The sequence below is a fragment of the Ramlibacter sp. JJN2-2R genome (genome assembly GCF_057747835.1).
Map to the genome: position 1 here is coordinate 1,611,569 of NZ_CM173226.1, position 12,860 is coordinate 1,624,428.

The window sequence follows — 12,860 nt, forward strand, 5'->3', positions numbered from 1 at the left end:
GTGTCGTCCTTTCAGCGCAGGCCGAGGCCGCGCGCGATCATGCCGCGCAGGATCTCGCGGGTGCCGCCGCGCAGCGAATAGGTGGGAGCCATCTGGCTCACGTAGGCGAGGGCGCGCAGCAGTTCGCCGTCCGGCGGCCGTGCGGGGTCCGCTCCCGTCGCGGCTTCCACCAGCGCCGGGATCTCCTGTTCGAACGTGGTGCCCAGGTCCTTGACCAGCGCCGCTTCGACCACCGGGCTGCCGCCGGCGGCGAGCTTCGCGGTCACCGCGATGGACATCTGGCGCAGCGTTGCCAGGTGACTGGCGCAGCGGCCGATCGTCTCCAGGTGCTGCTCGGCCTGTCCGGTCTCGCGCAGCCACCGGATCCAGGAATCCAGGAGAACGATGCTGGAGTACAGGCGCTCGGGCCCACTGCGTTCGAACGCGAGCTCCGCGTTCACCTGCTGCCAGCCCTGGCCTTCCTCGCCGACCAGCGCGCCCTCGGGCAGCAGGACGTCGTCGAAGAACATCTCGCTGAAGTGCGCGTCGCCCGTGAGGTCGACGATCGGCCGCACCGTGACGCCGGGCAGCTTGAGGTCGACGATGAACTGTGACAGTCCCGCCTGCCGCTCGGCCGGCGTGCCGGACGTGCGCACGAGCGCGATGCTGTAGTCGCACTTGTGCGCGTTGGTTGTCCAGACCTTGCGTCCGTTCAGGCGCCAGCCTTCGCCGGTGCGCACGGCACGCGTGCCGACGCTCGCCAAGTCCGAGCCCGAGTTGGGCTCGCTCATGCCGATGCAGAAGAACACCTCGGCCCGGCAGATGCGTGGCAGGTAGAACTGTTTCTGCGCCTGGCTGCCGAACTTGTTGATCAGCGGTCCGCTTTGCCGATCGGCGATCCAGTGCGCGCCCACCGGCGCGCCGACGGCCAGCAGTTCCTCCACCAGCACGTAGCGACGGAACGCGTCGAGATCGGCGCCGCCGAAAGCCTTGGGCAACGTGACGCCGACCCAGCCGCGGGCCGCGAGCTTGCGGCTGAATTCGGCATCGAAGGCCATCCAGGAGCGGGCGCGGGAATCGGCGCCGGCGGCGGGCAGCTCGCGCGCGATGAAGTCCTTGACTTCGACGCGGAACGCCTCGGCCTCGGCCGGAAGCTCGGCGCGTCGGAGATTGTCGAGAAGGTCAGCCATGGATCGGGGAAGGGTCGAAGTGGCCGCGAGCTTAGGAGGCCGGAGCTGCCCTGTCCAATAGCGATTTGCGCGCCGGCCATAGGCAGACGCGATGACGTCAGCCGCGTATGCTGGCCTGCGGGAACGCCTTGGTCAGGTCGATGAAGCGCCGTGCCGCAGCACTTTCGCTGCCGCCCAGGTAGGCCAGGGCGAGCGTGGTCTCCGGCGCGTCGCTCGTGTGCAACCTGCGGTACACCACCTGCGGCTCGCGATGCCCGCGCATCACCTCCGGCACCAGCGCGATGCCCAGCCCGCTTTCCACCAGCGCCACGAGCGTGGGGACCTGCGTGGCTTCCTGCGCGATCTTCGGCAGGAAGCCGGCCGCCTCGCAGGCCGTCATCGCGGCCACCTGCAGGCCGGTGGCATCGTCGGCCGTGTACATGATGAAAGCCTCGTTCGCGAGGTCCACCAGCCGCAGCGAGTCGCGCGCGGCCAGCGGGTGCGTCCGCGGCAAGGCGACGACGAAGCTGTCGCGCTGCAGCGTGTGCAGCGTGGCGGAGTGCGACTGCAGCAAGGGCGTGCGCACGATGCCGACGTCGAGCGCCTCCTCGTTCAGCATTTCCAGGATGCGGGTCGACGTGCCCTCGCGCAGCACCAGCTCCACGCCGGGATACTGGCTCCGGAAGCTGGGGATCAGTGTCGGGATCAGCCGATAGATCGCCGAGCCGACGAAGCCGATGCGCAGCTTGCCGCCGGTGCCTTCGGCCGCATCACGCGCGGTACGCAGCAACTGCTCGCCGTGGTACAGCAGGCGCCGTGCCTCGAGCAGGGCGGCCTGTCCGCTGGGCGTCAGGAGCACGCCGGTGGGCGTGCGTTCGAACAGCTTGGTGCCGAGCTCCGTCTCCAGTTTCTGGATCGAGACCGAGAGGGCCGGTTGTGCGATGTGCAGGCGCTCGGCCGCGCGGCTGAAGTTCAGCGTCTCGGCCAGTACGTTGAAATGGCGAATGCGTCGCAGGTCCATGGGCACACGGGGGAGTGGGCCCGAGCATACCCGGCTCGCTAGCGGTCGTAACGGGCCGCGCGCTTTTCCAGGAAGGCGTCCACCGCCTCCCGGTGGTCGTCGGTCTTGTGGGACACCGCCTGGAACACGGCCGAGAGTTCGAGCACTGTATCCAGCCGCGAATGCAGGGCCTCACGCATGAGGCGCTTGGCCAGCCGCAGGCTGTGCGACGAGTTCGCCGTGATGCGGCCGGCGAGCTCGCGCGCGGCATCCATCAGCTGCTCGTGCGGCACGACGCGCGAGACCAGGTTCCAGGCGAGCGCCTGCTGGGCGTCGATCATGTCGCCGGTGAAGGCCAGTTCCGCGGCGCGCGCCAGCCCGATCGTGCGCGGCAGCAGCCAGGCGCCACCGTCGCCGGGGATGATCCCCAGCTTCACGAAGCTCTCGGCGAACCTGGCCTTCTCGGAGGCGATGCGGATGTCGCACATGCAGGCCAGGTCCAGCCCCGCGCCGAGGGCATGGCCATTGACCGCTGCGATCACCGGCACTTCGAGATTGAACAGGGCCAGCGGCAGCCGCTGGATGCCCCGGCGGTACTCCTGCCGGATGTCCATCTCCGAGACCTCGGGTGTCGCCTGGCGCTTCATCTCACGGATGTCGCCACCGGCGCAGAACGAGGGTCCGTTCCCCGTGAGGATCACGCAGCGCACGCTGCGGTCCGCGTCGATGCGGTCGATCGCCTGCAGCAACTCGGCCACCGCGGTGTTGCCGGTGAGCGGGTTGCGCTGCTCGGGCTGGTTCATGGTCAGCGTGACCAGGGCGCCGTGCTGTTCGTAGATGAGGAAGTCGGGCATGGTGTTTTCTCGGATCGTCGCGAGACTATGGTGGCTGGGGACCGCAAGTCCAATAGCGAATCGGCGAATGGCCATCGCGTTTCCGTATAGCGGCAGGCCGGCGGTATAACGGCCGACGAAGACACTAGGAGACAAATGCGATGAAGCTGTACAACCGCCTCGTGGCCGGCATGGTGCTGGCCTTCAGCGCCGCGGCTGCCGTGGCGCAGCCCTATCCCAGCCGGCCCGTCACGCTGATCGTGCCATTCCCCGCCGGCGGCGTGACCGACGTCGTGGGCCGTGCGGTGGCCGCCCGGCTGTCGACGGAACTGGGCCAGCCAGTGGTGGTGGAGAACAAGGCTGGCGCCAGCGGCGCATTGGGCAGCGCGGTGGTGGCGAAGGCGGCGCCGGACGGCTACACCCTGTTGCTGGGCAACATCTCCACCTTCGGCACCAATCCTGCCACCTTCGCGAAGCTGCCGTACGACCCGATCGCGAACTTCACGCCGGTGTCCCTGCTTGCCGTCCAGCCGCTGGTGATCGCGGTGCATCCCTCGGTGCCGGCGCAGAACCTCGCCGACCTGGTCAAGCTCGCCAAGGAGAAGCCCGGATCACTCACCTTCGGCACCGCCGGCAGCTCGATCCAGCTCGCGGTGGAGCTGTTCAACACCATGACGGGCATCAAGATGCTGCACGTGCCCTACAAGGGCAGCGCACCGGCCATCACCGACCTGATCGGAGGCCAGGTGAACGTGCTGTTCGATCCGATCTCCACCCTGTATCCGCAGGTGCGTGCGGGCAAGGTCCGTGGCCTGGGTGTCAGCACCGCGCAGCGCTCCCCCGCCGCGACGGAGCTGCCCACCGTGAACGAGAGCGGCGTCCCCGGCTACGACGTCAGTTCCTGGCAGGCCCTCCTGGTGCCGGCCGGCACCCCGCCCGCCATCGTTCAGCGCCTGAACGCCGCCGTGGCCAAGGTGCTGGCGCAGCCGGAGGTGCACGAGCTGTTCGCGAAGCAGGGCGCGGTGGCCACGGCCTCGACGCCGGAAGCCGCGGCGCAGCACGTCCGATCCGAGATCGCGCGCTGGAAGAGTGTCGCCGCGGCGGCCGGCGTGAAGCCGGAATGAGTGCCGCACCGTCGCTTCGATCCGCAACGAGGAGCCATCCATGATTGCCACGGGCACGCAGGCACATTCGGCACGGCGGCGCCGCGAGATCGCCGTTGCCGAGAGCACGTTCTTCAAGGGCGAGTGGATGGAGTGCGGCCAGGACCCGGTCCTCTCGCCGACGGTGTTCCTGGCGGAGCAGCCGCCCGACTACACGCTGCAGACCCACTTCCACCGGCAGAACCAGTTCCAGCTGTTCGTGGCCGGCAGCGGCACGATCGGGCGGGTCCCGGTGGACCCGGTGACCGTGCATTACGCGGGTGCGTACACCGGCTACGGACCGCTGCTGTCAGGACCGGAAGGGCTCAAGTACTTCACGATCCGGCCGGTGTTCGACACCGGGTTCATTCCCGCCACCGAAGCGCGGGAGAAGATGGTGCGCGGCCCGAAACGGCATGCGCAGGCGTCGCTGGGTGCGCCGTGGAGCGAGCAGCAGCTGTCCGCCCTGGCGCGCATCGACGAGAGCTTCGCGATCGCTCCCGAGCGGGGCCTCGCCGTGCGGCATGTGCGGCTGCCGCCCGCGGCACGCTGGTCGTTTGCGCACGTCGCGGCGAGCACCGGCGCGTTCGTGTTCGTGCTGTCCGGGACGCTGGACGCCGCCGGCCAGGCGCTGGGTTTGTGGGAGTCGGTGTTCGCCACCGCCGATGAGACGCTGGAGCTGGTGGCCGGCAGCGCGGGCGCGGAACTGGTCGCCCTGCACGTGCCGCCGACGGAACCGGAGTACGCGCCGCGCTGAGCGGCGCTCCCGGCTTACTGCGGCGTGACGCCGGCCTGCTGGATCACCGTCTTCCAGCGGGTCAGCTCGCTGAGCAGGAAGCTGCCGTACGCCGCGGGCGTGCCACCGTAGACTTCGGCGCCGCTGGCGCGCAGCTTGTCGACGAATTCCTTCTGCTGCAGCGCCTTGTTCACCACCGCATTGAGCCGGTTGACGATCGCGGGCGGCGTGCCGGCCGGCGCCACGATGCCGTTCCATGCGGTCAGCTGCATGTTCGGCAGGCCCGTGGCCTCGCCCAGGGTCGGCACGTCGGGCAGCATCGGCGTGCGCTGGTCGGAGGCGATCGCCAGCGGCACCAGCTTCTTGTCCTGGATGAAGGGCACCAGCGTGTTCAGCGTCGTCACCATCATCTGCGTGCTGCCGCCCACCAGGTCGGTCAGGGCGGGCGCCGTGCCCTTGTACGGCACGTGCTCCATCTTCAGGCCCAGCTCACTGGCCACGAGCGCGCCCGCCAGGTGGTCGATGGTGCCGCTGCCCGACGACGCGTAGTTCAGCTTGCCGGGCTGCTTCTTCGCGAGCGCGGTGAACTCGCGCATGGTGCGGGCGGGCAGCGTGGGATTGACCGCGACCACCAGGGGAACGCCGGCCGTGCGCACCACGGGCACGAAGTCCTTGATCGGGTCGTGCTTCGCCGAGGTGTACAGCAGCGCCCCGAGCAGCAGTGACGACGTGTTGTAGAGGATCGTGTAGCCGTCGGCGGGCGCGCCGGCGACCAGCGTCGAGGCGACGTTGCCCCCGGCCCCCGGCTTGTTGTCCACGATGACGGGCTGGCCCAGCTGCTCGCTCATCGCCTGCGCGAAGTGGCGCGCATTGACGTCGGTCGGTCCGCCTGCGGGGAACGCGATCACCATGCGGATCGGGCGGCTGGGATAGGGCTCGGCGGCCACGGCGCTGGTCACTGCGACCACCGCGAGGACGGCTGCGCAGAGCCGGTTCAGGCACTTCATGGATGTCTCCTTGGTATCAATCGTTGGCGTTCCTGCGAGCGGCGCTGAGGCGCGCCACTTCGGCTTCGTCGATGCCCGCTTCGCGCAGCACTTCGGCCGTGTGTTCGCCGGCTCGCGGCGCATGCCGGCGCAGTTCATAGGGGGTGGCACTGAAGCGCAGGGGCGAGCGCACCTGCTGGTAGGTGCCTTCGCTCGGGTGCGTGCCGACTTCCATGAAGCCGGTGGCCACCACGTGCGGGTCGTTCTTGAGGTCGTCGATGGCGATCACCGGCATGCACGGGATGCTGGCTTCGTCGCAGAAGGCCACCCAGTCCTGGGTGGAGTGGCGCGGCGCGTGCTCGTCGATCAGTGCGTACAGCTCGTCGACGTGGGTGACCCGATCGGCCATCGTGCGGTAGCGCGGCTCGCCGGCCAGCTCGGGCCGGCCGATGAAGGCGAAGAAATCCTTCCAGTTGCGGTCCGAGTAGGGAAGGATGCAGGCGAAGCCGTCGCTGGTGCGGTAGGGCTTGCGCGTGCTGGAGAGCTGGCGCTTGAAGCCGGCCTTGCCGAGCGGCGGCTCGAACGCGGCAGGCCCGAAGTGCTCAACCAGAGTGAAGTCGATGGAGACCTCGAACATGGGCACCTCCACCTCCTGGCCGCCGCCGCCACGCTCGCGGTGCACCAGAGCGCCGAGCACGGCATAGGCGATCGCCTGGCCGGCGATCTTGTCGCACCAGGCCATCGGCGCATAGCGGGGTTCGCCATGCAGCTGCTGGTTCAGCGCCGCGAAGCCGGAGCCGGCTTGCATCAGGTCGTCGTAGGCGGCTTTCTGTCCGTACGGTCCTGCCTCGCTGAAGCCGCGGGCGGCGCACAGCACCAGGTTCGGATTGACGCTGCGCACGCTGTCCCAGTCGAGCCCGAGCCGAGCGGCGGCCTGGGGCCGCAGGTTGTGCACCAGTGCGTCGGCGGAAGCGATCAGGCGATGCAGGGCGCGCTGCGCACCCTCGTCCTTCAGGTCCAGTTCGATGCTGCGCTTGTTGCGGTGCAGGTTCAGGACCGAGCCGCCCATGCCCGCATGGTGGTAGGGACCGTAGTTGCGGAACGAGTCGCCCTCCGGCGGCTCGACCTTGATCACGTCGGCGCCCATGTCCGCGAGGATCCGGGTGCCATAAGGACCCATGATCACGGTGGTGAGGTCGAGGATGCGGAGCCCGGCGAGTGGGCCGGAGGAGGCGGGAGGACGGCTCACGAAGAAACTTCCGTTCAAGGTTTGGGCTAGGCACTTCCCGGACCCGGCGGTTGCTGCATCAGCAAAGGTCCGGGACGGGCTGCTCGAGCTTGGAGCAAAGGGTAAGGTTTGTTGTCGGGCCGGTCCAATACCGTTTCGCGCCCGGTCTATAGACAAAAGCCATGGCGGCGCAGCGCGCTCGGGACTACGTCAGCGACGGTGGCCCAAACCACCAGCGACCTGGAGCGACAGGACATGGCGCGGCGTGGCAGCCCTGTCCAAAGTGACGCGATCTTGTCAATCCGTCTGGACCGGCGTGTCCGTCGAAAGCTGAAGCAGATGTTGTTGCGAAACGCCTGGGCTCCAGGAGCGGCCCGCCCGGGCCGCACTGGCCCCCGGCAGCTGCCACAAGCAGACCAGGCTTGAGGAATGTGTGGCCGCTGCTTGCTCAGCTTGCAGCACGAGAACTGCATCGAATGTCACTGAACTGTCACCGGCCAGCACAAAGAAAAGCGGCGCTACCGATGCGATAGCGCCGCTTCCATGTGCCACAAGGCTTGGGTGGTGGGTCCTGAAGGATTCGAACCTTCGACCTACGGATTAAGAGTCCGCTGCTCTACCAACTGAGCTAAGAACCCGAAAACAGTGTTGTGGTGGAGAGGAGGAGGATCGAACTCCCGACCTTCGCATTGCGAACGCGACGCTCTCCCAGCTGAGCTACCCCCCCACAACGAGCGTTATTTTAGCGCATTGCGGAGCGGTTTCGCGGCCGGCGGTTCGAATTGCTCATGCGGCCTGCTGCAACGGGGTCGCGAACAGGTCTTCCATCTGCTTGCGCAACTGCCAGGCACGGGTGGAGGTGTCCATCGCCACGTCGTTCCACGACAGCGACTGGCCCTTCTTCACCGGCCGAACGACCTTGATGCCATGCGCCAGGCCCAGCGGCAGGCCGCCCAGGCGCACCGAGGTGTCCGCCGGCAGCAGCTTGCCCCAGACCGTGTAGCCGCCTTCGCCGTCGAGCAGCTCGCCGGGCGCCAGGTCGCGCTTGGCGGTGGCCACGACGTCCGCGTTCCAGCCGGTGGCCACGCCGGTCGGCTCGCCGCGCAGCGCCACCGAGGCCACGGACACGCCGACTTCCAGGCCGATGAGGTGCCAGCGCTTGTAGAGGGTGAAGTAGCGCCCGCTGGGGTCGGTGTGGGCGTTGTATTCCTCGAAGCAGTTGCGGATGTACTCGGTCTCGGCCTCGACCGTCACCCACACGCCCATGCGGATGTCGTAGGGGATCTTGCGGCCGTCGGGCTCGAGCGAGGAGATCACCTCGACCATGCCCTTGCGCTCGAGCACGCCGCCTTCGCTGCGCGGGCGGGTCACGTACGGGATGTCCTCCACGCTCGCCGGCGGATAGAGCAGGCCGTTGCCCGGCACGCCCAGCCCCGTGGCGTTGGCCACGGCGGTGCTCTCGATGGCGGGCTTGGAGCCGTCCAGGAAGCTGTTGAACATCTTGGGGTTCAGCCCGCCGCGCTGCGCCTGCTCGGGCGTGAGGCCGTAGTTGCCCCACACCGTCTCGGGCGTGGACTCGCAGAAGTGCGGCAGCCACTTGTGGCCGCGCCCGGCCGCCACCACCGGAAAGCCGCAGGTGCGCGCCCAGTCCACCAGGTCGCAGATCAGCGCCGGCTGGTCGCCGAACGCGAGCGAATACACCACGCCGGCCTCGGCCGCGCGGCGCGCCAGCAGCGGTCCGCAGAAGGCGTCGGCCTCCACCGTGACGTTGACCACGTGCTTGCCGTGCGCGAACGCCTCGAGGCAGTGGTCCACCGCGGCGATGGGATGGCCCGTGCATTCGACGATCACGTCGATGGCCGGGTGCCGCACCAGCGCCTGCCAGTCGTCACCGACGTGCGTGGTGCCGGCCTGGATGGCGGCATCGAGCGAGGCGGCCCCGGCGCGCTGCGCCTCCCAGCCCACGCGGGCGAGGTTGGCGCGCGCATTCGCGGGCGACAGGTCGGCGATGCCGGCCAGGTGCACGCCCGGCGTGCGCGGCACCTGGGCCAGGTACATGCTGCCGAACTTGCCGGCGCCGATCAGGCCGATGCGCACCGGCTTGCCGGCGGCGGCGCGTTGCTGGAGTTTGGAATACAGGTTCATGGGCTCTCCGGAGGCTTGTCATTGCGGGCTTGACCCGCCATCCAGCGCGGGTCGCGGACGAGGTCCTGCAACTGGATGCCGGATCGAGTCCGGCATGACGGGTTGCGGTTACGCCGCCTGCTTCATCTCGTCGATCGGCACGCTGCTGGTCTGCAGGGCGCTGGCCGGCAGGCCGTCCTTCCACGGCAGAACGACCGGGTAGGGCGTGAGCAGGCAATCGTCGGGCAGGCACTCGATCGGCCGGAAGTCGCGGTGCGCGATGTACTCGGGCCGCTTGAAGCGCCGGATGTGGTTGGACACCGCGCACAGGCTCAGGTAGACGCTCACGCGGTTCCACGGCGAGAGGTTGCTGCTGGACGCATGCAGCAGGCAGCTGTGGAACAGGATCATCGAGCCGGCCGGGCCCTTGGGGCTGACGATGCCGCCGTTCTTGCCGCCCGCGCGTTCGACCAGCTGGGCGATCAGCGCATGGTCGACGGTCCACAGCGGATAGCTGGTCGTCGTCAGGTCGTGGCGGGCTTCCACCACGCCCTTCTTGTGGCTGCCCGGAATGAACATCAGCGGGCCGTTGAACTCGTTCACGTCGTCCAGGAAGATGGCCACGTTCATCGCCCGCTCGGTGGGCATCATGTCGTCGTTCAGCCACGTGCCGTAGTCCTGGTGCCACTGCCAGACGTCGCCCTCGAAGGCCATCTTGCCGTTGATCTTGAACTGGTGCATGTAGACCTTCTCGGCAAAGAGGTCCACGACCGGTTCGACCATGCGCGGGTGGCGGGCCAGGCGCGCGAACGGCTCGCTCACCAGGTGGGCGGCAAAGTTCGTGCGCACGGCGTCGCTGCCCTTCTCGCGCACGTTGTAGGCCTCGCGGCGGGCATAGAGGTCCGGCACCGCGGCCGTCAGCGTCCCGATCTCGGCGGGCGTGAACAGGCCGGGGAAGAACAGGTAGCCGTCGCGGTCGAACTGCTCGATCTGCTGGCTCGATAGGCGCATCGCTTGTCTCCTCAGGTGGGGGTGGGCGGGGAAGGGGAAGCCAGCAGGCCGGGCAGCCGCCGCGCGAGGTTCTCGGCGGCGTGCCGGCCGTGCTGCTCCATGAGGCGGGCGGCCGCGTCACCGTCGCCGGAAGCGATCGCCCGCGCGATCGCCTCGTGTTCGTCCCACACCGCGTCGCGCTGGCGCGACTGCTGCAGCACCGCCCCCATCACCCGGCGCAGGTGGTGCCAGTGCTGGTGCGCGCTCTGCGCGATGAGCGGGTTGCCCGAGGCGGCATAGATCGCGTCGTGGAACGCGAGGTCGGCGTCGATCATCGCGCGCACGTCGCGCCCGCGGGCCGCCGTGCGCCCCCGCGTGACGAGCGAGGGATCGAGCCGGTGCCGCGCCTGCGCGGCGAGCCGCGCCGCCAGCGCGTCCAGCGCCCCGCGCACCTGGTAGACCTGCAGCGTCGATTCGGTGTCCAGCGGCGCGACGATCACGCCGCGGCCCGGCGCGTCCTGCACGAAGCCGTCCTTCTTCAGCAGCCGCAGCGCCTGCAGCACGGGCTGGCGCGACACGGCCAGCTGATCCGCGATATCTTCCTGCGTGATGCGCTGCCCCGGCGCGAGCCGGCCCTCGCTGATGGCGTCGAGCAGGCTGCGGTACACCCGGTCGACGAGGTCGGGCGCGGTCTCCAGCCGGACGAGCGGGGCGGGCATCGGGGTAGACCGGTTGGTCTGTATACAGAATACAGGAAAAGGAGCGAGACAGGTGGCGAAAGAAGTGAACCTCCAGGACGGCGAGTGGCTCGACCGCATGTACAACAACCGGGCGCTCGTGCCCGCGCACGAGCAGCATTTCGCCCGCTGGCGCAGCGCCTCGGCCCAGGCGCGGCAAACCTGCGAATGCGTGCTCGACGTGCCGTACGGCGACACGCCGGGGCAGAAGCTCGACGTGTTCCCGGCGCCGCGCTCGTTCGCGCAGACCGTCGTGTTCATCCACGGCGGCTACTGGCGCTCGCTGGACAAGAGCGACCATTCGTTCGTCGCGCCCGCCTTCCAGGAGGGCGGCGCCTGCGTGGTGGTGCCCAATTACGACCTCTGCCCCGCGGTCACCATTCCCGACATCACGCTGCAGATGGTGCGGGCGCTGGCGTGGACCTGGAAGAACGCGCCCACCTACGGGGGCGACCCGCGCCAGATCACCGTCATCGGCCACTCGGCGGGGGGCCACCTCGCGGCCATGATGCTGTGCTGCGACTGGCGCCGGGCCGATCCCGACCTGCCCAGCGACGTCGTGCTCAAGGCGTTGTCGATCTCGGGCCTGTACGACCTCGAGCCGGTGGGGCGCACGCCGTTCCTGAAGGACGCGCTGCGCCTGACGCCCGCCGACGCGCGGCGGGCCAGCCCGGCGTTCCTGCCGGCGCCGGCGGCCGGCACGCTCTACACGGTGGCCGGCGCGGACGAGAGCCCCGAGTTCCTGCGCCAGAACGGGCTGATCCGCGACGCGTGGGGCCAAGGCTGCGTGGAGGTCTGCGAGGCGCTGCCGGGGCTGAACCACTTCAGCGTCGTCGAGGCCATGGTGCAGCCGGGGCACCCGCTACAGCAGCTGGCGCAGGAGCTGGTCTGGCGCTGAGCGCGCCGGTCAGTGGCCGGCGCCGAAGCCGTTCCGGGCGCTGACCGAGACGCATCGGGCCGTCGGCGCGGTGCTGCGGCTGGTCGTGCGCGGCGGCGCCGCTGCGAGGGCCAGGAGGGAGGCGCGTTTCATCGGATGTCGCAGGGGGTGGTCCTGGTCTGCTCGCCGTTCTCGAAGCATAGGCTGGACGCCGGAACGGCCAGTCCGTTGATCACGTGGGCATGCACGACCTGGGGCCCGTGCATGCGCCCGTTGCGGAATGCGGACTCGCGGATCTTCTGTGCGCCCAGGTACGTCACCGTCCGCAGGCGCGCGCCGTCGGCGACGCTCGTCGTGATGGTGTCGCTGGCCGGCTTGCCGTCGACGGCGGTGCGGATCAGCATCAGTGATTTCCAGCCGTCGCCCGCCGGGAAACGGTAGGACAGGGTGGCCGTCACCGCCTTCGGGGTGGGCCTGGCGGGCATCAGGGCCGCCACGGCGGGGTCGGTGTACCGCGTGGTCGTGCCCAGGTGCAGCGACCGCTCGATGACCACGCCCGTCCTCTCGCCGTCGGGCAGCACGCCGGTCTCGACGTAGGTGCGCGTGCGGGTGCGGGCCACCAGGTTCTCGCTCTCGCTGACCAGCGTGTGCTCGACCCAGCCCTTGAAGACGCCGGCCGGGTGGCCGTCGCGGCAAGCCGCCTCGACGGGCCGCACCACCACGTCCTCGAACCGGCTCGGCTTGCGCTGCCGCCCGCGCGGCGCGCGGTCGTCCGCTCGTGGCCCGGCACTGGGGGACGGCGCGCCGGGCAGCCGCACGCCGACGATGCGGCCCAGGGCCTCGGGCGGCACGTCGCAAGGAAAGGCCGCGCCCGCCGCGGGCAGGGCGAAGAAGGCCTGCGGATCGGCCGCATAGCGGTCGATGTCGGCGCCGGCACGCCGTGCCCAGTCGGCCAGCTGCGGGTCGTCCAGCACGGGAAGGGTCGCCGCGTGCGCGGCGGCCAGGGCCAGCGACGCGGCCGCCGCGGCGGAGGCCAACCGTGGCGTCACGAGTTGCATC

At 69.6% G+C, this 12,860-nt stretch carries 12 protein-coding genes and 2 tRNA genes; 3 read left to right on the forward strand and 11 right to left on the reverse strand.

The window, feature by feature from the left end; all coding sequences use genetic code 11:
• Positions 1–11: 11 nt before the first annotated feature.
• From AC3ANR_RS07985 to AC3ANR_RS07995, 3 genes are all read right to left on the reverse strand, one after another.
• The gene (locus tag AC3ANR_RS07985; RefSeq protein ID WP_488291348.1) at positions 12–1,169 is read right to left on the reverse strand and encodes an acyl-CoA dehydrogenase family protein; all 1,158 of its coding nucleotides are present in this window, start codon (positions 1,167–1,169) and stop codon (positions 12–14) included.
• A gap of 97 nt (positions 1,170–1,266) precedes the next feature.
• The gene (locus tag AC3ANR_RS07990; RefSeq protein ID WP_488291349.1) at positions 1,267–2,169 is read right to left on the reverse strand and encodes a LysR family transcriptional regulator; all 903 of its coding nucleotides are present in this window, start codon (positions 2,167–2,169) and stop codon (positions 1,267–1,269) included.
• A 38-nt stretch (positions 2,170–2,207) separates the two neighbouring features.
• On the reverse strand, positions 2,208–3,002 hold the full coding sequence (locus AC3ANR_RS07995) for a crotonase/enoyl-CoA hydratase family protein (RefSeq protein ID WP_488291350.1): 795 nt from the start codon (positions 3,000–3,002) through the stop codon (positions 2,208–2,210).
• Between the two features lie 140 nt (positions 3,003–3,142).
• Here AC3ANR_RS07995 and AC3ANR_RS08000 point away from each other — a divergent pair, with 140 nt between their 5' ends.
• Together AC3ANR_RS08000 and AC3ANR_RS08005 are read left to right on the forward strand one after the other, a co-directional pair.
• Positions 3,143–4,105 carry a Bug family tripartite tricarboxylate transporter substrate binding protein gene (locus tag AC3ANR_RS08000; protein ID WP_488291351.1) on the forward strand — a complete coding sequence of 321 codons (963 nt, stop codon included), beginning with the start codon at positions 3,143–3,145 and terminating at the stop codon, positions 4,103–4,105.
• Between the two features lie 40 nt (positions 4,106–4,145).
• Positions 4,146–4,880: a hypothetical protein gene (locus AC3ANR_RS08005; protein ID WP_488291352.1), complete on the forward strand. Its 735-nt coding sequence runs from the start codon at positions 4,146–4,148 to the stop codon at positions 4,878–4,880.
• Between the two features lie 14 nt (positions 4,881–4,894).
• On the opposite strand, the gene AC3ANR_RS08010 is transcribed toward AC3ANR_RS08005, so the two are convergent.
• From AC3ANR_RS08010 to AC3ANR_RS08040, 7 genes are all read right to left on the reverse strand, one after another.
• On the reverse strand, positions 4,895–5,866 hold the full coding sequence (locus AC3ANR_RS08010; RefSeq protein WP_488291353.1) for a Bug family tripartite tricarboxylate transporter substrate binding protein: 972 nt from the start codon (positions 5,864–5,866) through the stop codon (positions 4,895–4,897).
• A 16-nt stretch (positions 5,867–5,882) separates the two neighbouring features.
• On the reverse strand, positions 5,883–7,094 hold the full coding sequence (locus AC3ANR_RS08015; RefSeq protein ID WP_488291354.1) for a CaiB/BaiF CoA transferase family protein: 1,212 nt from the start codon (positions 7,092–7,094) through the stop codon (positions 5,883–5,885).
• Between the two features lie 541 nt (positions 7,095–7,635).
• A tRNA-Lys gene (locus AC3ANR_RS08020) sits at positions 7,636–7,711 on the reverse strand.
• 13 nt (positions 7,712–7,724) lie between these two features.
• Positions 7,725–7,800 (reverse strand) — tRNA-Ala (locus AC3ANR_RS08025).
• 59 nt (positions 7,801–7,859) lie between these two features.
• A complete protein-coding gene (locus tag AC3ANR_RS08030) occupies positions 7,860–9,218 on the reverse strand; it encodes an NAD(P)H-dependent oxidoreductase (protein WP_488291355.1) in 1,359 nt (452 codons plus the stop codon).
• Between the two features lie 108 nt (positions 9,219–9,326).
• Positions 9,327–10,208, reverse strand: a complete 882-nt coding sequence (locus tag AC3ANR_RS08035; protein WP_488291356.1) for a phytanoyl-CoA dioxygenase family protein — start codon at positions 10,206–10,208, stop codon at positions 9,327–9,329.
• Positions 10,209–10,219: 11 nt separating this feature from the next.
• Complete coding sequence (locus AC3ANR_RS08040) at positions 10,220–10,906, reverse strand: GntR family transcriptional regulator (RefSeq protein ID WP_488291357.1); 687 nt, start codon at positions 10,904–10,906, stop codon at positions 10,220–10,222.
• A 97-nt stretch (positions 10,907–11,003) separates the two neighbouring features.
• Here AC3ANR_RS08040 and AC3ANR_RS08045 point away from each other — a divergent pair, with 97 nt between their 5' ends.
• Positions 11,004–11,822 carry an alpha/beta hydrolase gene (locus AC3ANR_RS08045; RefSeq protein WP_488291768.1) on the forward strand — a complete coding sequence of 273 codons (819 nt, stop codon included), beginning with the start codon at positions 11,004–11,006 and terminating at the stop codon, positions 11,820–11,822.
• Between the two features lie 128 nt (positions 11,823–11,950).
• Here the strand turns inward: AC3ANR_RS08045 and AC3ANR_RS08050 are convergent, their stop codons facing one another.
• The gene (locus AC3ANR_RS08050; protein ID WP_488291358.1) at positions 11,951–12,859 is read right to left on the reverse strand and encodes a hypothetical protein; all 909 of its coding nucleotides are present in this window, start codon (positions 12,857–12,859) and stop codon (positions 11,951–11,953) included.
• Between the last annotated feature and the right edge of the window lies 1 nt (position 12,860).